Annotated in this window: 18 protein-coding genes; 9 read left to right on the top strand and 9 right to left on the bottom strand. The window is 72.5% G+C overall.

Translation table 11 applies throughout. The features are described from left to right. Positions 1-76 precede the first annotated feature (76 nt). The 4 genes from IEY78_RS03650 to IEY78_RS03635 all read right to left on the bottom strand — a co-directional run bounded on the left by IEY78_RS03650 (position 77) and on the right by IEY78_RS03635 (position 5179). Positions 77-832: a polyprenol monophosphomannose synthase gene (locus tag IEY78_RS03650; protein WP_189096047.1), complete on the bottom strand. Its 756-nt coding sequence runs from the start codon at positions 830-832 to the stop codon at positions 77-79. Then, entirely contained in the window at positions 829-2502 is a 1674-nt protein-coding gene (gene lnt / locus IEY78_RS03645) for an apolipoprotein N-acyltransferase (RefSeq protein ID WP_189096046.1), read from the bottom strand. Before lnt ends, IEY78_RS03650 begins: the two co-directional genes overlap by 4 nt. Before the next feature lie 530 nt (positions 2503-3032). Continuing rightward, positions 3033-4682: an amidohydrolase gene (locus IEY78_RS03640; RefSeq protein ID WP_189096045.1), complete on the bottom strand. Its 1650-nt coding sequence runs from the start codon at positions 4680-4682 to the stop codon at positions 3033-3035. Positions 4683-4738: 56 nt separating this feature from the next. Continuing rightward, positions 4739-5179: an Lrp/AsnC family transcriptional regulator gene (locus IEY78_RS03635; protein WP_026170119.1), complete on the bottom strand. Its 441-nt coding sequence runs from the start codon at positions 5177-5179 to the stop codon at positions 4739-4741. 209 nt (positions 5180-5388) lie between these two features. On the opposite strand from IEY78_RS03635, the gene IEY78_RS03630 reads away from it, so the two are divergent. After that, positions 5389-5805, top strand: coding sequence for a hypothetical protein (locus IEY78_RS03630; RefSeq protein ID WP_189096044.1), 417 nt, complete (start codon positions 5389-5391; stop codon positions 5803-5805). Positions 5806-5842: 37 nt separating this feature from the next. Here the strand turns inward: IEY78_RS03630 and IEY78_RS03625 are convergent, their stop codons facing one another. The 3 genes from IEY78_RS03625 to IEY78_RS03615 form a co-directional block, all read right to left on the bottom strand. Continuing rightward, positions 5843-6964, bottom strand: a complete 1122-nt coding sequence (locus tag IEY78_RS03625) for a phosphotransferase family protein (protein WP_189096043.1) — start codon at positions 6962-6964, stop codon at positions 5843-5845. Next, positions 6961-8097 (bottom strand): Rv3169 family protein, encoded by a 1137-nt coding sequence (locus tag IEY78_RS03620; RefSeq protein ID WP_189096042.1) that lies wholly within the window; start codon positions 8095-8097, stop codon positions 6961-6963. The genes IEY78_RS03625 and IEY78_RS03620 overlap by 4 nt, the downstream gene beginning before the upstream one ends. 225 nt (positions 8098-8322) lie before the next feature. Further along, positions 8323-9495, bottom strand: coding sequence for an acyl-CoA dehydrogenase family protein (locus tag IEY78_RS03615; RefSeq protein WP_189096041.1), 1173 nt, complete (start codon positions 9493-9495; stop codon positions 8323-8325). Between the two features lie 346 nt (positions 9496-9841). Between IEY78_RS03615 and IEY78_RS03610 the strand changes: the two genes are divergently transcribed. From IEY78_RS03610 to adh, 3 genes are all read left to right on the top strand, one after another. Then, positions 9842-11149 (top strand): glycoside hydrolase family 18 protein, encoded by a 1308-nt coding sequence (locus IEY78_RS03610; RefSeq protein ID WP_189096040.1) that lies wholly within the window; start codon positions 9842-9844, stop codon positions 11147-11149. 171 nt (positions 11150-11320) lie between these two features. Next, complete coding sequence (locus IEY78_RS03605) at positions 11321-12646, top strand: GAF domain-containing protein (RefSeq protein WP_189096039.1); 1326 nt, start codon at positions 11321-11323, stop codon at positions 12644-12646. A 67-nt stretch (positions 12647-12713) separates the two neighbouring features. Further along, complete coding sequence (gene adh / locus IEY78_RS03600; protein WP_189096038.1) at positions 12714-14237, top strand: aldehyde dehydrogenase; 1524 nt, start codon at positions 12714-12716, stop codon at positions 14235-14237. A 116-nt stretch (positions 14238-14353) separates the two neighbouring features. Here the strand turns inward: adh and IEY78_RS03595 are convergent, their stop codons facing one another. After that, positions 14354-15319 (bottom strand): alpha/beta hydrolase family protein, encoded by a 966-nt coding sequence (locus IEY78_RS03595; protein WP_189096037.1) that lies wholly within the window; start codon positions 15317-15319, stop codon positions 14354-14356. A gap of 164 nt (positions 15320-15483) precedes the next feature. Here IEY78_RS03595 and IEY78_RS03590 point away from each other — a divergent pair, with 164 nt between their 5' ends. Continuing rightward, positions 15484-16080 carry a TetR/AcrR family transcriptional regulator gene (locus tag IEY78_RS03590; protein WP_189096036.1) on the top strand — a complete coding sequence of 199 codons (597 nt, stop codon included), beginning with the start codon at positions 15484-15486 and terminating at the stop codon, positions 16078-16080. Between the two features lie 157 nt (positions 16081-16237). Here the strand turns inward: IEY78_RS03590 and IEY78_RS03585 are convergent, their stop codons facing one another. Continuing rightward, positions 16238-16471 carry a hypothetical protein gene (locus tag IEY78_RS03585; protein WP_189096035.1) on the bottom strand — a complete coding sequence of 78 codons (234 nt, stop codon included), beginning with the start codon at positions 16469-16471 and terminating at the stop codon, positions 16238-16240. Between the two features lie 319 nt (positions 16472-16790). On the opposite strand from IEY78_RS03585, the gene IEY78_RS03580 reads away from it, so the two are divergent. The 4 genes from IEY78_RS03580 to IEY78_RS03565 all read left to right on the top strand — a co-directional run bounded on the left by IEY78_RS03580 (position 16791) and on the right by IEY78_RS03565 (position 19797). Next, the gene (locus IEY78_RS03580; RefSeq protein WP_189096034.1) at positions 16791-17264 is read left to right on the top strand and encodes an OsmC family protein; all 474 of its coding nucleotides are present in this window, start codon (positions 16791-16793) and stop codon (positions 17262-17264) included. 132 nt (positions 17265-17396) lie between these two features. Then, the gene (locus tag IEY78_RS03575) at positions 17397-17813 is read left to right on the top strand and encodes an RICIN domain-containing protein (protein WP_189096033.1); all 417 of its coding nucleotides are present in this window, start codon (positions 17397-17399) and stop codon (positions 17811-17813) included. A gap of 259 nt (positions 17814-18072) precedes the next feature. Further along, complete coding sequence (locus IEY78_RS03570) at positions 18073-19053, top strand: hypothetical protein (RefSeq protein WP_189096032.1); 981 nt, start codon at positions 18073-18075, stop codon at positions 19051-19053. An 87-nt stretch (positions 19054-19140) separates the two neighbouring features. Beyond that, the gene (locus IEY78_RS03565; protein ID WP_189096031.1) at positions 19141-19797 is read left to right on the top strand and encodes a hypothetical protein; all 657 of its coding nucleotides are present in this window, start codon (positions 19141-19143) and stop codon (positions 19795-19797) included. Positions 19798-19844: the final 47 nt, after the last annotated feature.

Below are 19844 nucleotides of genomic sequence, written 5' to 3'. Positions count from 1 at the left end.
AAGTGTGCCTGGCCCGCGCCGCTGCCCCCGGCAAAGGTCCGTCCGGGGGCGCGAGAACCGCTCGGGGTGCGCGGCGTCAGCGGCCGCGGATCTTGTCCACCCGCGAGCCGATGCCCCAGGCCGTGACCCGCCACAGCGCCTCGACGACGATGTCCCGGCTCATCTTGCTGTCGCCCAGCTCCCGCTCGACGAAGGTGATCGGGACCTCGACGACGTGGTAGCCGGCCTGCACCGCGCGGCGGGCGAGGTCGACCTGGAAGCAGTAGCCCTGCGAGGCCACGTCGTCCAGGCCCAGACCCGTCAGCGCCTCCGCGCGGAAGGCCCGGAAGCCGCCGGTGATGTCGTGCAGCGGCAGGTCCAGCACCAGCCGGGAGTACGTGCTGCCGCCGCGGGAGATCAACTGGCGGTACTTGGGCCAGTTCACGGTGCGGCCACCGGGCACCCAGCGCGAGCCGAGGACGAGGTCGGCGCCCTTGAGGGCGGTCAGCAGCCGCGGGAGCTCCTCGGGCTGGTGCGAGCCGTCGGCGTCCATCTCGACCAGCACGCCGTAGCCGTGCTCGATGCCCCACCGGAAGCCCGCGAGGTAGGCGGCGCCGAGGCCGTCCTTGCCCTTGCGGTGCAGGACGTGGACGTGCGCGTCGTCGGCGGCCAGCTCGTCGGCGAACTTGCCGGTGCCGTCGGGGCTGTTGTCGTCCGCGACCAGGACGTGCGCCTCGGGGACGGCCGCGCGCACCCGCGAGACGATCGGCTTGATGTTCTCCGCCTCGTTGTAGGTCGGAATGATCACCAACGTGGTGCCGAGCGGACCGTATTGCCGCTGACCGTCTGTCACTGCTGCCCCTTCTCGTCCTTCGTGCGCCCGCGCCTGCCGCTGACCACCGCGGCGGCACAGGACAGAAGGCCCACGATAGCGAGCAGCCACTCGGGAGCGGCACCGACGCGGTCGGCGAGCGTCGTTTCGTCACGCAGCGGAATGCGCGCGGAGACCACGCCCCGGGTGAACTCGGGGATCTGGTGGGTAACCGTGCCGTCCGGGGCGACCACCGCGCTGATGCCGCTGGTGGCGGCGGTGACCACGGCCCGGCCGTGTTCGACGGCGCGCAGCTTGGACATCGCCAGCTGCTGCTCGGGCTGACCGGTGCGGCCGTAGGTGGCGTTGTTGGTCTGGATGACCAGGGCGCGGGCGCCGGCGTCGACCGTGTCGTGCACGATCTCGTCGTAGGCGACCTCGAAGCAGATGACGTCGCCGAGCCGGGCGGGGCCGAGCTGGAGCACCCCGGTGTGGTTGCCGGGGTAGAAGTCGCGGGGCACCCGCTGGAAGCGCGTGATGATCTTGCTGAGCTGCTCCCGGAACGGGACGTACTCGCCGAACGGCACCGGGTGCTGCTTGGTGTAGGAGGCGCCCGGGCCCTTCTTCGGGTCCCAGACGATGCCCTCGTTGAAGACGTAGCCCGCCTTGGAGGGGTGGTCGACCAGGGCGCCGACCAGGACGGGCACCCCGATGGACTTCACGGCCCGGTCGATCCGGTCGTAGGCCTGCGGGTACTGGAAGGGGTCGAGGTCGGAGGAGTTCTCCGGCCAGATGACCAGGTCCGGCTTCTTGACCCGGCCGGCCCGGACGTCCGCGGCGAGCTTCTCGGTGGCCGCGGCGTGGTTGTCGAGGATCTTCATCGGGCGGCCCAGGAAGTCCATGCCGGCCTGCTGGACGTTGCCCTGGACGACCGCGATGTCCACGCTGTCGTCGGCCTTCGTGGGGACGGGGACGGCCAGACCGGCCAGGGTGACGGCGGCGGCCAGCCCGAACGCCTCGAAGGCCGGCACGGCCCGGCGCAGGCCGCCGTTGCCGCGCAGCCCCCAGAGCGTGGCGGCGCAGGCGGCGAGCAGGGCGCCGGCCAGCGCGACGGCGAAGGTCACCAGCGGGGCGCCGCCGAGCGCGGCGAGCGGGGTGAACGGCGTGCCGGTGTGGGCGAACGCCAGCCGGCCCCAGGGGAAGCCGCCGAACGGGAGCCGGTCGCGGGCCCACTCCTCGGCGACCCACAGGCAGGCGGTCCACAGCGGCCAGAGCGGCAGCCGGGAGGTGACGGCGAGCCCGGCGCCCAGCAGCGCCACGAAGAGCGCCTCGGCGACCGAGAGACCCACCACCGCGTCCCAGCCGACGACATGCAGCCACTTCAGCAGGAGCAGGAAGAACGGGAGCCCGAAGACGAAGCCGGTCCACGCCCCCTGGCGCGTGCCGCGGCCGCGGGTGAGCAGCGACAGCGCGGCGACGGCCACCAGGGACAGCGGCCACAGGTCGTACGGCGGGAAGGCGAGGGCGAGCGCCAGGCCGAAGACCACCGCGAGGCCGGTGCGCGGCGCCTCACGGCGGGCGAGCGCGGCCAGCCGACGGGCGCGCCGGGGCCGCGTGGTCAGGGCGGTGGCGCCCTGCCCGTCGGGGGGCACCGGGCCGTCGGGCGAGGTGCCGCTGACGGCTTCTTCGGTGGTATCGGAACCCGATGGCACGGTCGCGGGCCTTCCTGCAGGTCGTGGCGGTGGTGAGCTGACCGTACATCGGAAGGGCGGGGTTGCGGATGCGGGGTGCACGAAAGGTGAAGAACGCCGCGGGAGGCCGCGGGCGGGCCGCGGCGCGGTGCGGATAGGGGCCCGGCGCCCTTCGGGCCGACCTGGGACCCGCTGGCTGCGGGTCGACCGAGAGCCGTTGTCTACTGAGCGTCCGGGCCCCACCCGGGTCGCACCTGCCGATCGGGCCAGACGTTCCGTCGCCCCGTGCCGCTGGTGCTGGACCTGGCTCCCAGTGGTGGCGTGCCCAGTGGCACGCCGCCCCATGGCCCAGCTGCGTTCGACGACTGCGCGGAGGTCTGCCGGTCGGACGTCCTGTGGTGGACTCGGCCGAACCTACCGGCCGCCGACCGCCTGCTGTCAACAGGTGCTCCGCCTGCGTCGTTTCGCGTCGCCCCAGGTCAGCCCCGAGCGGCCCCAGGAGAGCCAAGGAGCGGCAAGCACGGTCCGCGACGGCACCTGCCCGCGCGATGTCACTCGTTCGGCGGCCCGAAGACCGTTCGCCCGCCGACGACCGTGGTCAGGCACACCGGGAGGTCGTTGCCGGGGGTGAGATCGGGCAGGCCGGGGGTGCCGGAGCGGGGGTCGGTCGACCAGCGTTCCACCCGTTCGTCGGGCGCCTGGACGAGCAGCTCGCCGGTGCGCCAGACCGCGTAGTCGGCGGGCGCGCCGGGCACCAGGACGCCGGCGTCGTCCCGGCCGACGGCGCGCCAGCCGCCGCGGGTGTGGGCGGTGAACGCGGCGCGGGCGGAGATGCCGTGGCTGCGGGTGCGGTGGAAGACGGCGGCGCGCACGGTGCCCCAGGGGTCGAGCGGGGTGACCGGGCTGTCGGACCCCAGGGCGAGCGGGACACCGGCCTTCAGCAGCGCGGCGTACGGGTTGAGGGTGCGGGCCCGCTCGGCGCCCAGGCGGGCGGCGTACATGCCCTCCGCACCACCCCAGGCCGCGTCGAAGGCGGGCTGGACGGAGGCGGTCAGGGCCAGCTCGGCGAAGCCGGCGATGGTGCGCTCGGTGAGCATCTCGGCGTGTTCGACGCGGTGCCGGGCGGCCCGGATCCGGTCCAGGCCGACGCGCTCGGCGGCGGCCCGTACGCCGTCGACGACGTGGCTGAGCGCGGCGTCGCCGATGGCGTGGAAACCGGCCTGGAGTCCGGCCTCGGTGCAGGCGGCGACATGGGCGGCGATGTCCTCGGCGGCCAGCTGGGCGACGCCGGTGTGGGCGGCGTCCGCGTACGGGGCGTGGAGGTGGGCGGTGTGCGACCCCAGCGACCCGTCGGCGAACAGGTCGCCCGCGGCGCCGATCGCGCCGAGTTCGCGGATCCGCTGCGCGTCCTTTGCGGATGCGACCGTCTCGGCCCAGTAGCCGACCACCCGCGGGCCGGTCCCCTGCCGGGCGAGGGCGAGCAGTCCGGTGAAGTCGTCCTCGCCGGAGATGTCCGGGCCCGCGCACTCGTGGACGGTGCCGATGCCGAGCGCGGCGGCCCGCGCCAGGGCGGCGGCCTGGGCCTCCCTGCGCTGGGCGGGGGTGAGGGTGGCGTACGCGGCCTTGCGCACCGCGTGGTGGGCGTCGCCGGTCAGCGGGGCGTCGGCGTGGAATCCGGTGCGTTCGCGCACGCCGGGGACCAGGTCCAGCAGCGCCGTCGTCACGACCGCGGAGTGCACGTCGACCCGGGTGAGGTAGAGCGGGCGGCCGCCGGTGGCCTCGTCCAGCTCCGCGCGGGAGGGCGCGCGGCCCGCCGGCCAGAGCGCGGCGTCCCAGCCGTGGCCGAGCAGGACCCGGTCGGCGGGGCGGGCGGTGGCGTAGGCGCGGACCCGGGCCAGCGCCTCGGGCAGGTCGCCGGCGCCGGACAGGTCGAGGCCGGTGAGCGCCAGCCCGGTCGAGGTGGTGTGCACATGTGCGTCCGTGAACGCCGGGGTGACCAGCGCGCCGTCGAGCTGCACGACCTCGTCGACACCGTCGGCGAAGGAGTCGGCCGCGCCCTCCTCGCCGACCCAGGCGATGCGGTCCCCCTCCACGACCATGGCGGTGGCGAAGGGGTCCGCGGGGCTGTGCACCTCGCCACCGCGCAGCAGGACGGTGCGGGAGGGATGCTGCCGGGCCGGTTCGGGAACGTGCGCGCTCATACCGGACAGTTTGGCCCCTGCGCGGGACCGGATCGCACGCGGGGGGCGATCAACGGTCAGATGCGCGGCGGGCGGGCCTCGTAGGGGGTGGAGAGCACGACGGTGGTGCGGGTGGAGACGCCGGCCAGGGTGCGGATGCGGGTGAGCAGGTGCTCCAGCTCCAGCGGGGTGGCCACCCGGACCTTGAGGATGTAGTTCTCGTCGCCGGCGACGCTGTGGCAGGCCTCCAGCTCGGGGACCTCGGCGAGGCGGTCGGCGATGTCGTCCGGCGCGCTGGGGTCGAAGGGCTTGACCGAGATGAAGGCGGTGAGCGGCAGGCCCACGGCTTCGGGGTCCACGATGGCGGCATAGCCCCGGATGACACCGCGCTGTTCCAGGCGGCGCACCCGCTGGTGCACCGCCGAGGTGGACAGGCCGGTGGCCTTGCCCAGGTCGGTGTAGCTCATCCGCCCGTCCTTGACGAGCAGATCCACGATTTGTCGGTCCAACTCCTCCACCCGTTCAACCTACTGTGCGCGGGCGCGAATGCGCACTGCGCGCCGGCTCGTGAGCACCCGTGCGCCCGGTTGTGTGACCAATGCCACACGGGTGAACCGGTGTCCGCCGGACGCCCGCGATTATGCGCGGGGCATGGAGGGAATTGCTGGTGGTGGCCAGGACCGCCCGTCACAGGAAGTCAGCGATCCGATCGGCCCACCCGAGGGGGATGGACAGCATGCGACGTCTTCAGCAGGACTCCGCTGCCGCGAACACCGGCGCCCAGGAGGACGACAGTCCCGGCACCGGTGGCGTGGACGACCCGTTCGACACCTATGAGATCTACCGCGTGACCTGCCCCGACTGCCGGCAGCCGATCGCGCTGCTGGCGGACGAGGACGTCCTCCCGGAGCACGCCCGGTGCCCCTCGCCGTGGAACCCGTTCGGCCTGACGGTGTGCCAGGGCTCCGGCCGGGCGGTGTCCGAGGCCCCGGAGACCGAGGACGCCCTCGACACCCAGGAGCAGGACGCGGCCGTGCTGCTGACCCTGCCGGCCGGCCTGGACTGGCGCCGCCAGCCGTTCTCGCACGTCGGCGGGCCCGGCACCCGGCCGGCCCGGGTGCCGCGGATGCGTCCGCGCGGCTGAGGGCCGCTCCGCGCCCGTGCGCACGGGCGCTCCGGCCTCACCAGTAGCGGCCCGCGAGCATCGCCTCCAGGGTGTCCCGGTGGAGGATCAGCGCATCGGCGTCGGCCGGGGCCGGCGCCTCGCCGAAGTGGATCCGGCGGTAGGCCACGCGCAGCATGACGATGGCGTGCCGCAGGGCCGCGTAGAGGGTGTGGAACTCCATGTCACGGGGCGGGTGCCCGGTGAGCCGGGCGTAGCGGCTCTCGACGCGGTCCCGGCGCAGGAAGCCGGGCAGTCCTGGCTGACCGCTCCCCTCGGCCAGGTCCTGGAAGAAGCGGTGGAGGTAGACCATCCAGCCCAGGTCGAGTTCGCGGGGGCCCAGCGCGGCCATTTCCCAGTCGAGGACGGCGGCCGGCGCGAAGCCGTCGTAGACGATATTGCCGATCCGGGCATCTCCCCAGCTCAGTACGGTCTCACCGGGATCCGGCGGCCAGTGGTCGGCGAGCCAGGCGAAGCCGCGCTCGATCAGCGGGGAGCGCGGGCGGCCGTCCACCACCCAGGAGTAGTAGGCGCGTTGGGCCTCGACATGGCGGCTCAGGGCGCTTCCCGTGCCAGGGATAGCGAGGAACTCGGCCTCGGCGAGAGGGACTTGCCCGTGCAGCCGGGCGAGGACCGCGACGCTGTCGGCTTCCAGTCGGTCGCGCTCGGCGTCGGTGGCGCCGTGCAGCCAATTCCCCTCGTACGTATAGGGCATGACGTCCGGCGGGACGCGGCCGGCGGCGCGCGACATGACGAAGAACGGGGCGCCGAGGTGCGCCGGATCCTCCTCCAGCCACAGGGTGCGGGGCACCGGGACGTCGGTGCGGGCGGCGACCAGCCGCATGGTGCGGTACTGCCGCGCCATGTCGTACCGGGGGAAGACGCAGTACGCGGCGGGGTCGGCGGCCAGCCGCAGCGCGCAGGCGGCCTCCGGCGGGTCGGGGTGGTCGATGTCGAAGAGCAGGGTTTCGCTGGACATCCCGTTGGCGTCCGGGACGGTCGCGCCGTGGGCGCGGGCCCCGGGGAGCCGGGTGCCGAGCCAGGCGGTGAGGCGGCGGGCGAGCAGCTCGGGGTCGCGGGTGGTGGTGCGGGGGCGCCGGGCGTCCGCTGTGCGGTCTCCGGGGCGCGGGTGGTCCGTCATCGGCCGTCCTCCCCCGCGACGGAGTCAAGACCGGTGAATCCGCTCGGGTCGTGGCGGCCGAAGCTGCCGTGCTCGAAGATGCCGTACCCGGTCCGGCCGTCCAGGGTGAAGCGGGCCGCGTGGTCGGTGACGCCGTAGGCGGCGAGCGGGTGGGCCGCCGGGTCGGAGAGGTCGTAGCTGCGGCGGTCGGTCCAGCCGCGGCCGCGCCAGGTGCCGTGCTGCCAGTCGTCGGCGGGAGGGTAGCCCGCGCCCACCGCGAGGGGCGAGTAGGTGAGGATCTCGGCGGTGAGGTCGAGGGGCGTGCGGTCGGGGGCGGTGAGGTGGAGGACTGCGCGTTCGGGGTGGCGGGTGCCGGGGCGGTAGGTGATGTCCGTGTGCGGCCAGCCGAGTTGGACGTCGTGGGCGCCGTCGCGGCGGACCGAGACGGCCTCGTTCAGGGTGCGGTGGCCGTCGGCGTCCTCCTGGACGATGACCATCACGAAGCGGTCGTCGAAGCGCACCGGGCACCAGAGCCAGTGGAAGCCCTCGGGCCGCAGCTCCTCGGCGGCCCGCCCGGCGTCCTCGCCCGGTATCGGGCGGACGCCCCAGCTGCGGTCACGGGTGCCGGTCCACTCCCCCGCCGTGACGGCGAGTTCCCGACCCGCGGCGCGGATGCGCCCGGTACAGGTGCCGGCCTGGACGAACCGCCGACCTTCGAGCGTCAGCCGGTCGCCGCGGTACTGGGTGTGGTGCGGCTCCCAGCTGGCCGGGAACGCCGCGTGCCAGGTCAGGTCGTACGCCAGGCCGTCCGGGTCGCCGGGGTCCGCGGCGCAGGTCAGCCGCAGCCGGCTGAGGGGCTCCTCGACGGTGACGGTGAGCGGGCCGACGGTGAGGGCCATGCGGTCGTCGGTGAGCGCGTCGGAGGCGCGGACGGCGTGCAGCCGGTCGCCGAGGCGGAGGGTGGCGTAGGCGTCGATGACACCGGTGTTGGGATAGACCCCGAGGCCGGCGATCAGCAGGGCGCGGCCGGAGTGGTCCATGACGTGGAAGATGCAGCGGTCGTAGGCGTTGCGGTCACCGGTGGCGACATGCCGCATGGACAGCGGGACCTGGTGGATCGGGTACTCGTCGAGCGCGATCGGGCGGTCGGGCACGGTCTCCTCCTGGGCGCGCGGTCGGCGTTGCGCCGCAGGAAGAGCCGCCCCTACGGCGGGAGTTGACGGTACGTCAGCTTCCGCCGGACGGCCAGGCCCCTACAGGGCGGCGAGGGGCCGTTTGCACGGCTCGCCGCCGTCGGCCGGTCGCGGGGAGAGCCGGGGACCAGAACGCGGCGGAGCGGGCCGGGGGCATCTCGCCCCGGCCCGCTCTACCGCTGCCGCTCAGCGCGTTTCGGGGCCCGCGAGATGGCGGGCGATGACCATGCGCTGGATCTGGTTGGTGCCCTCGACGATCTGCAGGACCTTGGCCTCGCGCATATAGCGTTCGGCCGGGAAGTCGAGGGTGTAGCCGTAGCCGCCGAGGAGCTGGACGGCGTCGGTGGTCACCCGCATCGCGGTGTCCGTGCAGAACAGCTTGGCCATCGCCGCCTCCTTGGAGAACGGCAGGCCGGCGTCGCGCAGCCGGGCGGCGGTGAGGTAGAGCGCGCGGCCGGCCTCGATCTGGGTGGCCATGTCGGCGAGCATGAACCGCAGGCCCTGGAAGTCCAGGATCGGGCGGCCGAATTGCTGCCGTTCGGCGGTGTAGGCGAGCGCCTCGTCCAGCGCCGCCTGGGCGACGCCGACGGCGCAGGCCGCGATGCCCAGGCGCCCCGAGTCCAGGGCGGACAGCGCGATGGCGAAGCCCTGGCCCTCGTCCCCGAGGCGGCGGGCGTCGGGGATCCGGACGGCGTCGAAGTGCAGCTGGGCCGTCGGGGAGCCCTTCATGCCCATCTTGCGCTCGGGGGCGGCGGCACTCAGGCCCTCGGCGTCGCCGGGTACCAGGAAGGCGGTGATGCCGTGGGCGCCGCTGCCGCCGGTGCGGGCCAGGACGGTGTAGAAGTCGGCCACGCCGCCGTGGGTGGTCCAGGCCTTGGTGCCCTCCAGCGTCCAGGCGTCGCCGTCACGGGTGGCCCGGGTGGTCAGGGACGCGGCGTCGGAGCCCGAGGAAGGCTCGGAGAGGCAGTACGCGCCGAGGAGGCCGCCGCCGAGCATGTCCGGAAGGTGTTCGGCGCGCTGCTCCTTGGTGCCGAATCCGGCGAGCGCGTGGCAGGCGAGGGTGTGCACGCTGACGCCGAGGCCGACGGTGAGCCGGGCGGCGGCGAGTTCCTCCACGACCTGGAGGTAGACCTCGTAGGGCTGGCCGCCGCCGCCGAATTCCTCGTCGTAGGGGAGCGAGAGCAGACCGGATCGGGACAGCAGGGTGAAGGTCTCGCGCGGGAAGCGCCCGGCCTCCTCTTCCTCGCCCGCCGTGGGCCTGATCTCGCGCTCGGCGAGCTCGCGTACGAGCGTCAGCAGATCGCGGGCTTCCTCCGTGGGCAACCTGCGGTCCACCGGCTGGGGGCCGTACTCGGTCATGGCGGCGCTCTCCTCCCTGTCGGGCGCTGCGGCGGCACGCTGCGCGGGGTGGGCGGCGGCGCCGGTTTCCATAATGCCGGTCCGATGATCGCTTTCCGGGTCTCGGAAGGCGATGACCTGCGACGGTGGCGCTAGGAGTATGCCCGATCGGCGGCCCCGCGTCACGGGTTGATCATCACGGACCGTGGAGATCAGGCCCCGGCCTCCACCGGGCGGGAAATTGGTCCGAACCATTGACGCAGTGGTCTAGTCCTTCTACCTTCTGCTGCAACGTTCTACGCGTTCATGCCAATTCGGAACGCAGGTCAGGTCAGGCACCATCCCTCGCCCCTCGAGGAGACACGACATGCTCGGACCGCACCGGATACGCACCCCCCGCAGGCTGATCGCCGCCGCCACCGCTCTGTGCACCGCGGCGCTGGCCGGCACCCTGCTCGCCGGACCCGCCTCCGCCGCCCCCACCGGCACCGCGCCCGCTGCGCACCACCCGGCCATCACCGCCGCCGCGGCGCCCGCCGCCGTAGACAGGGCCGCAGGCAGCAAGGCCGCCGGGAACAAGGTCGTCGGATACTTCACCAACTGGGGTGTCTACGACCGCAATTACCACGTCAAGAACATCGAGACATCGGGGTCGGCGGCCAAGCTGACCCACATCAACTACGCCTTCGGCAACGTGCAGGGCGGCAAGTGCGCCATCGGCGACTCCTACGCCGACTACGACAAGGCGTACCCCGCCGATCAGAGCGTCGACGGCACGGCCGACACCTGGGACAACGGCGCCCTGCGCGGCAACTTCCACCAGCTGCGCGAGCTCAAGAAGCTGCACCCGGGCCTGAAGGTGATCTGGTCGTTCGGCGGCTGGACCTGGTCGGGCGGCTTCGCCGAGGCCGCCCGGAATCCCGACGCGTTCGCCCAGTCCTGCCGGGACCTGGTCGAGGACAAGCGCTGGGCCGATGTCTTCGACGGCATCGACATCGACTGGGAGTATCCCAACGCCTGCGGCCTGACCTGCGACACCAGCGGCCGGGACGCCTTCACCGGGGTCATGCGGGCGCTGCGCTCGAAGTTCGGCTCGAACGCCCTGGTGACCGCCGCGATCACCGCGGACGCCTCGGCCGGCGGGAAGATGGACGCCGCCGACTACGCGGGCGCGGCCCAGTACGTCGACTGGTACAACCCGATGACCTACGACTACTTCGGCGCCTGGGACGCCAAGGGCCCCACCGCCCCGCACTCCCCGCTCACCGCGTACAGCGGGATCCCGAGGGCCGGCTTCAACACCACCGACACCCTCACCAAACTCAAGGGCCTGGGCGTGCCGGCGAGCAAGCTGCTGCTGGGCATCGGCTTCTACGGCCGCGGCTGGTCGGGCGTCACCCAGGCCGCGCCGGGCGGCACGGCGACCGGCGCGGCGCCGGGGAAGTACGAGGCCGGCATCGAGGACTACAAGGTGCTCAAGACCCGCTGTCCGGCCACCGGCACGGTGGGCGGCACCGCCTACGCCAAGTGCGGTGACCAGTGGTGGAGTTATGACACCCCGCAGACCATCGGCAGCAAGATGGCCTTCAAGAACGCACAGGGGCTGGGCGGCACCTTCTTCTGGGAACTGAGCGGCGACACCGCGAACGGCGAGCTGATCAAGTCGATCAGCTAGCGCGGGAACGCGGCGGACGGGCGGGAGGCGGCCTCTCCCGCCCGTTCGCCGTATGGCAATCCCCCGATGGGGCGGCGCGGGAGCCCGTCGTGCGCCCCCGCGGGGTTTACGGCTCCGCCCGGTACGAGCACCATCGCCCCAAGGGCCGGAGCCGTAGCGAAGAGGTGTCACGTGGTCAACCCCTGGCTTGCGATGGAGGCCGGTGCCGACCCGGTGGAGCGCACCCGCACGGTGCGCCGGGCCCATGCGGCCTTCCTGGCCGACGGGACCGTCGCACCGCCGGTACGCCAAGTGGTCGCCGACTCCTGGCGCCGCTCGGCCGACGCCCGGGCCGCGGCGGACGGCACCGCACCCATCGAGCTGGACGAGTCCGCGCTCGGCGCCTACCGGGACGGGCATCCGCTCGCCCGCGCCATGCCCGTCTTCCGCGAGCTGCTGGGCAGCTTCGCGCAGGACGGCGCCCATCTGCTGGCCGTCTGCGATCCGCAGGGGCGGCTGCTGTGGGTGGAGGGGCACCGCGGGGTACGGCGCAGCGCCGAGCGGATGAACTTCGTCGTCGGCGCCCGCTGGGACGAGCGGCATGCCGGCACCAACGCCCCGGGCACCGCCCTCGCCGCCGATCACGCCGTGCAGATCTTCGCCGCCGAGCACTACAACCGGCAGGTGCAGCGCTGGACGTGTGCCGCCGCCCCGCTGCACGATCCGCGTACCGGGCGGCTGCTGGGCGCCGTGGACATCACCGGCGGCGACCATCTGGCGAGCCCGCACAGCCTGGCCCTGGTGCAGGCCACCGCGCGCGCCGCGGAGGCCCATCTCGCCGCGGGCGTACCGGAGTGGGGGGTGTGCCTGTCGGCGCTCGGCCGGGACGAGGCGCTGCTGGTCGTCGACGGTGAGCGCTGCCGGCTCGGGCGGCGGCACAGCGAAATCATGGTGCTGCTGGCCGGGCACCCCGAGGGGCTCACGGGTGATCAGCTCTCGGTGCTGCTCTACGGCGAGCGCGAGCGGCGCCCGGTGACGCTGCGGGCCGAGCTGTCCCGGCTGCGGCAGCTCGTCGGCACCCTGCTCCACTCCCGTCCGTACCGGCTCAGCCGGCCCGTGGAGACCGATGTGCGCACGGTCGAGGAGGCGCTGGCGGCCGGCGATCCGCACGCCGCGCTGGCCGCCTACCGCGGTCCGCTGCTGCCGCTGTCGGAGGCACCGGGCGTCCAGCGGCTGCGCGGCGCCCTGGAGGACCGCACCCGGTGCGCGCTCCTCGGCGCGCACGACCCCGCGCTGCTCCGCGAATGGTCGCGCACGCCCTGGGGCGAGGACGACCTGGTGATCTGGGAGGCCCTGGTGGACGCCCTGCCGGAGCGCTCCCCCGCCCGCACCGCGCCGATGGCCACCGCCGACCGGCTGCGCGCCGCCTACGGCCTGACGGGCGCCTCCCGGGCCGGTACGGCGCCCGCCCCCGCCCCCTCGCGCGTCGCAACCTTCCCGCAACCTCCGCGGCCGTAGCCTGCGCGCATCGCCCGTCGCACGGGAGTGGCGGGCACCGCGCCGAGAGCGATTGGGAGGCCGCCCCATGGCCCGTTACGCCAGCCCGGGTTCCGCCGACGCCGTCATGAGCTATCTGCCCCGCTACGACCACTGGATCGGCGGCGAGTTCGTCGCGCCGGCGCTGGGCCGGTACTTCGAGAATCCGACGCCGGTCAGCGGACAGCCGTTCACCGAGGTCGCGCGGGGCACGGCCGAGGACGTCGAGCGCGCCCTGGACGCCGCCCACGCGGCCGCGCCCGGCTGGGGCCGCACCTCCGCCGCCGAACGCGCCGGCATCCTCCACAAGATCGCCGACCGGATGGAGCAGAACCTGGAGAAGCTGGCGGTCGCGGAGAGCTGGGAGAACGGCAAACCCGTACGGGAGACCCTGGCGGCCGACATTCCGCTCGCCATCGACCACTTCCGCTACTTCGCGGGGGCGATCCGCGCCCAGGAGGGGTCCCTCTCGGAGATCGACGAGGACACCGTCGCCTACCACTTCCACGAGCCCCTAGGGGTGGTCGCCCAGATCATCCCCTGGAACTTCCCGATCCTGATGGCGACCTGGAAGCTCGCCCCGGCACTGGCCGCCGGCAACGCCGTGGTCCTCAAGCCGGCCGAACAGACCCCCGTCTCGGTGCACTTCTGGATGAGCCTGATCGCCGATCTGCTGCCGCCGGGCGTGGTCAACATCGTCAACGGCTTCGGCGCGGAGGCCGGCAAGCCGCTGGCCTCCAGCCCCCGGGTCGCCAAGGTCGCGTTCACCGGCGAGACCACCACCGGCCGCCTGATCATGCAGTACGCGTCCGAGCACCTGCGGCCGGTGACGCTCGAACTGGGCGGCAAGAGCCCCAACATCTTCTTCGACGACGTCTCGTCGACGGCCGACGACTTCCAGGACAAGGCGCTGGAAGGCTTCACCATGTTCGCCCTCAACCAGGGCGAGGTGTGCACCTGCCCGTCCCGGGCGCTGATCCAGCGCGGGCACTACGACGACTTCCTGGCGGCCGGAGTGGCCCGCACGGAGAAGATCGTCCAGGGCCACCCCCTGGACACCGACACCATGATCGGCGCCCAGGCCTCCAACGACCAGCTGGAGAAGATCCTCTCCTACCTGGACATCGGCCAGAAGGAAGGCGCCCGCATCCTGACCGGCGGCTCCCGGGCCGAACTGGGCGGCGAGTTGGAGGGCGGCTACTACGTCCGGCCGACCATCTTCGAGGGCAACAACGGCATGCGGGTCTTCCAGGAGGAGATCTTCGGCCCGGTGGTCGCCGTGGCCCCGTTCTCCGACTTCGACGACGCCATCGGCATCGCCAACGACACCCTCTACGGCCTCGGCGCGGGCGTCTGGACCCGCGACGGCTCCACCGCCTACCGCGCCGGCCGCGCCATCCAGGCCGGCCGCGTATGGACCAACTGCTACCACGCCTACCCGGCCCACGCGGCCTTCGGCGGCTACAAGCAATCCGGCATCGGCCGGGAAACCCACAAGATGATGCTGGACCATTACCAGCAGACGAAGAACTTGCTGGTGAGCTACTCGGCGAAGAAGTTGGGGTTCTTCTAGTACCGCCGGTATCGCATCGGGCGACGTTCACCGCCCTGCTCCTTGTGGCGCATGGCCGTTGCCGACCACAAGGGGCAGCGCGGGGCGGTGAACCGAGCCTCGATGGGGTGCGGCGATTACTTGGATTCGACCCGGCCGAGCGGTTCGGCGGCCGTGGTCAGTGCGTCACAGGCCGACTGCCAGGCGGGGTCGCCGGGGTAGAGCTGGGTGCGGAGGTAGGACCAGGTGAGTCGTTGGACCGCGGCCACGCGCTCCGGGTTGCCGTCCGTGGTCTCGGCGACGTCGTACCCCGAGATCCCGCCGAGCCCGTGCTCGGCGCCGAAGAGGGTGAGCAGGGACTTGGGGCCCGGGGAGAGGGCGTACGGGTCGGCGTGCCAGGCCGGGCCGCGGACCGTCAGGTGGGCAGAGGCGTCCTGGTCGCCGACGACCACGAGCGCGGGCGTCAGCATCTTGGAGAAGTCCGTGGTCCGCAGGAACGGCAGGCTCTCGGCCACGGGCTCGGTGAGGGCGTCGCCGCCTGCGCCGGGCGCGGCCAGCAGCACACCCGCCTTGATCCGGGGATCGGCCAGGTCGGCTTCCGTTCCGTCGTGCGGATCGGTGAGCCGGGCGCCCAGCAGCAGGCTCGCGGTGTGCCCGCCCATCGAGTGCCCGACCACGGCGACCCTGCTCGGGTCCAGACGTCCGAGGAGCTGCGGGACGGCGGCCTCGATCACGTCGAGCCGGTCGAGAATGCGCTGCATGTCCTCGGCCCGCGAGCGCCAGTACATGGGCGCGCCGGGGGTATCCGGATCCAGGGTCCGGCTCAGTGTCGAGGAGCTGAGATGGGTGGGCTGGAGCACGACGAAGCCGTGCGCCGCCCAGAAGTTGGCGAGCGGCGCGTAGCCGTTCAGCGAGGAGAGGTGGTGCGAGTGGCCCTGGCCGTGCGACAGGAGGATGACCGGCAGGTCGCTCCCGGTCACGGGGGCGGAGACCCGCACCTCCAGGTCCACGGCCCGGCCGGGAGCCGACAGCACCACGGGACTGACCGAGAGGACGGGAGTGGGCAGGCTGAGGGTGTCGGCTGGGTACGTCGATGCACTCATGAAGCGAATTCCCTTCAAGAGCCTCGGACGGCGGCCTCATACGGCCGGCGGTGGGCGAGGCGGTCGGGAGCGTCCGGCTTTGACTAGACTGAAAGCGGAGCGCTGTTCCGATTAATATACGGAGCGCTGTTCCGTTTCGTCAACGACGGCAGAAGGGGAACGTGGTGCCCAATACGAGCCAGTCCGGGGAGGGGGCCGCCCGCAGCAAGCGGGCCGACGCGCTGCGCAACCGGCAGACCCTGCTCGACGCCGCCGCCGCGGTGTTCGTCACCTCCGGCGTCGATGCGCCGATCCGTGCGATCGCGGCCAGAGCCGGCGTCGGGATGGGGACGATCTACCGCCACTTCCCGACCCGGGCGGATCTCGTCGTCGCCGTCTACCGCCACCAGGTCGACACCTGCGCCGAGGCCGGCCCGAGCCTGCTGGCCGACGCCGACTCCCCGCTCGCGGCACTCCGTCAGTGGGTCGACCTCTTCGTTGACTTCCTGGTCACGAAGCACGGGCTCGCCAACGCCATGCAGTCGGACAGCAGCGGCTTCGACGCGCTGCACGCCTACTTCCTCGACCGCTTGGTACCCGTCTGCGCGCAGCTGCTGGACGCCGCGGTCGACGCCGACGAGATCCGGCCGGGTACGCACGCCTACGAGTTGATGCGCGGCATCGGCAATCTCTGCATCGGCCGGGACAGCGACCCCCGCTATGACCCGCGCAGATTGGTGGAGTTGCTCCTTCGGGGGCTGGAGCGGCCGCGGTCGTCCTGATGCCGGGGCTTGGGTCGCGCCATGGCCACGCTGGGTCCGGTCGAGAGGTCGCGTCCGCTGTGGCGCCGTCTCGCTCGGCGCCCCCGCCTACCAGCCGGGTGGGCCCGGCGGCGACCGGGAATCCGACGAACGAACGCCGGCGGGGCGGACCCGATGACTACGAGGTGTAAGTGCAGCCTTGCTCGCCGTAATGCTGCTCGTACTGGCCCATCACCCACGGATCCGCCGTGATCGTGAAGGTGCCGCGCGGGGCGGGACAGTGGAACGTCGTGGTGACAAGGCCACGACTCGGCGGGGGCTCGGGCGCCGCGGGGGCCGCGCAGGCGATACCGGCGCCTTCGGCGGCGAACAGTGCGGTGACGAACGCTATGGCGAGGATCTTCTTCATCATTTCTCCCAGTTCCCTCATGGACCGGAACTGCCTCTGAGAGAGTACACGCAATAACACATTTCCGGACAAGAGGGTAGGTCGCCAGATATCTGGCAAGGTGCCCGGTTCGGGGTATTCCGGTCCGGGCTTACGCGAGCACGCTGGACGATCTTCGGAAGGTGCGCGCTGCGGTCCGGAACGGCATATCGACGTCTTCCGAGGGGAGGCGAAGCGCCCGGCGGAGAGGCGCAGTGCCCGGCGCGCTCGTCGGCGCCCGTGTCCCTGGGGGCAGCTCGTATCTCTGGTGCCGAAGGGGTTGGACGCTCCCTATTCTGGCCGCATGAGTGAGACGCACGGCTATGACGTGGTGATCGAATGGACCGGCAACTACGGCTCGGGAACGGATAGTTACCGTTCCTTCAGCCGCGCCCATGAAGTCCTGGCGGCGGGAAAGCCTCCCATCGCCGCCTCCGCCGATCCGGCCTTTCGCGGCGACCCGGCCCGCTGGAACCCCGAGGAATTGCTTGTGGCGTCCGTGGCTCAGTGCCACATGCTCTGGTATCTCCACCTGTGCGCGGTCGGCGGAGTGAACGTGGTCGACTACGAGGACCGGGCGCACGGAGTCATGACCATGGACGCGAGCGGTGGCGGAGGCCAGATCACCGAGGTCACGCTGCGTCCCGAGGTGACCGTCGCCGATGCCTCGATGGCGGAGAAGGCGCAGGCGCTGCACGACGAAGTGCAGTCGGTGTGCTTCATCGCCCGCTCGGTGAACTTCCCCATTCGCCATGCCCCTTCGATTCGCGTGCAGTAGAGGCGGGATGCTGAGGCCACGACAGGTCACCACGCCGCGCCCTCGTGACGGCCTCTGTGGCGTTCCACGGGGAATGTCCGATTCCCGTATCAGGGTGTCGCGCAGGCCGCGCCTGCTGGTGGGCAGGCGTTGATGACTGCGCGCTTCAAGAACCTGGCGACGGAGAAGTGCCTTGATGTGCGGGACGAGTCGTATGACGAGGCCGCGGTCGTGCAGCAGTTCAAGTGCAAGGACGGGCAGAACCAGGTGTTCGGGATCGGCTCGACTGACGCGGGTGGCACGGCGTTGTACACGCGCCGCTCGTACAAGTGCGTCGAACCGCGTGACGGCACGTACGACGGCGCGGGTGTCCAGCAGTGGACCTGCAACAACAGCTTCGCGCAGCAGTGGCGCATGGACACCCTGCACGACCACGTCGTGGTGCTTCGGCATCTGGTGAGCGGTAAGTGCCTCGAAGACATCGGCCGCCCTGACGGGAACCGGCGCGAGGTCGGCCTCATGCCGTGCACGGGAGCGTCCAACCAGGCCTGGCGCTACACCTTCACGTAGAGCCGGGCCACGCTGTCGCGGGCCCCTGTCGAAGCGCGGCGTCCCGGTGCGGACACCTGGACCGCGGGGCCGGGGCGGCCGGCCGCGGCGCGAGGTGAACGGGCGGCCGCGTCACTGCCCCCGCACGCCCCCGCGTGCGCGTTGAGCGTTCGTTTACCGTCACGCGCCACGGTAAGAGTGCGGGGGTACGGCGAGCGGAATCGACCGTGTGGGGCGGTCGGTCACGCCGTACACCACGACGGAGTGGGGGAAGCAGCACATGACCACCGCCGCATTCAAGAACCGGGCGACGCTGACGTACTCGATCGCCTTCATCGGATACGCGGACCTCGAAGGAGAGGTCGAGAGCGTCTCGCACCAGGACCTGCGCGGAGGCAACTACTACCAGGACCTGCCCGAACCGAAGGACTGGAACGGCGCCCTCAAGGGCATCCAGCACCAGAAGGACTCCGAGCGGCAGGTGGTCAACCTCCTCGCCGACGCGATCTACAGCCACCTGGGATGCCGGAGCGACACCCAGTACACCTCGCGCATCGGCGCGGTCCGCAAGGGCACCGTGGTCCTCTATTCCGACATGGGGCCGTGCCACTCCTGCCGGTCGGTGATCAAGGACTTCCGCCGGGACTTCCCGGCCCTGACCCTGGACATCCGCTACCGCAACGCGCTGCGCGGCGGCGGCTCCGCGGCTCTGATCCCGGCCGGTGAGGGCCTGTTCGGGAGTTACGGCATCGGTGACGCCACGCAGCGCGCGGACGAGCTGTGGGCCAAGGTCTACCCGGGTACTCCCGTGGCCGCGGCCACCGCGGCGTACGACGTCAAGGTCGCCGGGCCGGGCGGGCAGGCCTTCGCCGGCACGGTGAGCGCGATCGACCAGCAGCCCCACAGCTCGTATCTGTACCCGGCGCCGAAGGCCACAGCGGCACCGCTGGACGAGGTGGCCGCAGTCGTGGACGGGATCGCACGGGGCATCAGCACCAAGATGGCGCCTGGCCAGTTGATGCGGCCGCAGGCCTTCCGGCAGTGGATCGGGAACATCGAGGGCGCCGTCCGGCTCGACTGCGAGCGGGGGCCCAGCGGGGACGGCCGGACGGCAGTGGCGGCGTTCCTCAAGGACTTCCCGAAGGTCGAAGTCGAGGTGGCCTACCCGGGCACGGCCGCCCAGGCCGACGGCTGCGGCTACTCCGACGCCAGCAAACAGGGCGACGGCACCTGGCTGAAGACCTTCTCCCCCGCCGACTGACGGGCGAGGTCGGCCTGCCGGCCCAGGGTGCGCCGAGAGATGTCCCTTAAGTCGGTACTTCTGCCGGACCGTGGCAGACTCGTCGCAATGGACATATCGGCGGCACCTCTGCGGGCACTGCGCGCGGCGCTCTTCACGGCGCTGTGCGTGACGCTGTCCGCCACGGGTCATGTGCTGCTGTCCCGGGTGCCGTTGCCGCTGCCTCTGGTCGCCGCGCTCTCGGTCGGTGTGTTCGCGGTGGCGTACGTGCTGGCCGGCCGGGAGCGTGGCTTCGGGTGCGTCGCCGCGTTGCTCGTCCCGCTGGAGCTGGCCGCTGACGCGGTCTTCGACGCGGGCCAGCTGGCCTGTTACGGGCCGGCCGGCGGGCCGGTCACCGGCCCGCTGCGGTCCCTGGGCGTGGAAGTGCTGTGCAACACCGGCAACGTGGGCACTTCCCTTGCACCCGCGCCCGGGCAGCCCCAGGCGCCCGCCGCGACCTGGCTGCTGCTCCTCGCGCACATCGCCGTGGGGCTGCTCGCGGCGCTGTGGCTGCGGCGGGGCGAGGCGGCGGTGGCTCGATTGGCGGGCGCCGTGGCGGCGTTCGCGTTCCGGCCGCTGCTGCTGGCGGTGGCGGTCGTCCGGGCGCTGCTCGTGCCGCGGCGCCCGGAGTTCCGGCCCGTGTGGACCGAGCCGGTCGCCCGGGCCGTCCCCCTGCTCGTGCACTGTGTGGTGCGGCGTGGACCGCCCTGTTCCCTCGCCGCGTAGGCCCCGGCCCGCGGCCCTGGACAGGCAGCTTCCACACCTTTCCCGAG

The organism is Streptomyces kronopolitis (assembly GCF_014646275.1).
Classification (GTDB): Bacteria; Actinomycetota; Actinomycetes; order Streptomycetales; family Streptomycetaceae; genus Streptomyces; species Streptomyces kronopolitis.
The sequence above is the reverse complement of the archived record's forward strand: the minus strand, read 5'-3'. Positions and strand labels throughout refer to the sequence as shown.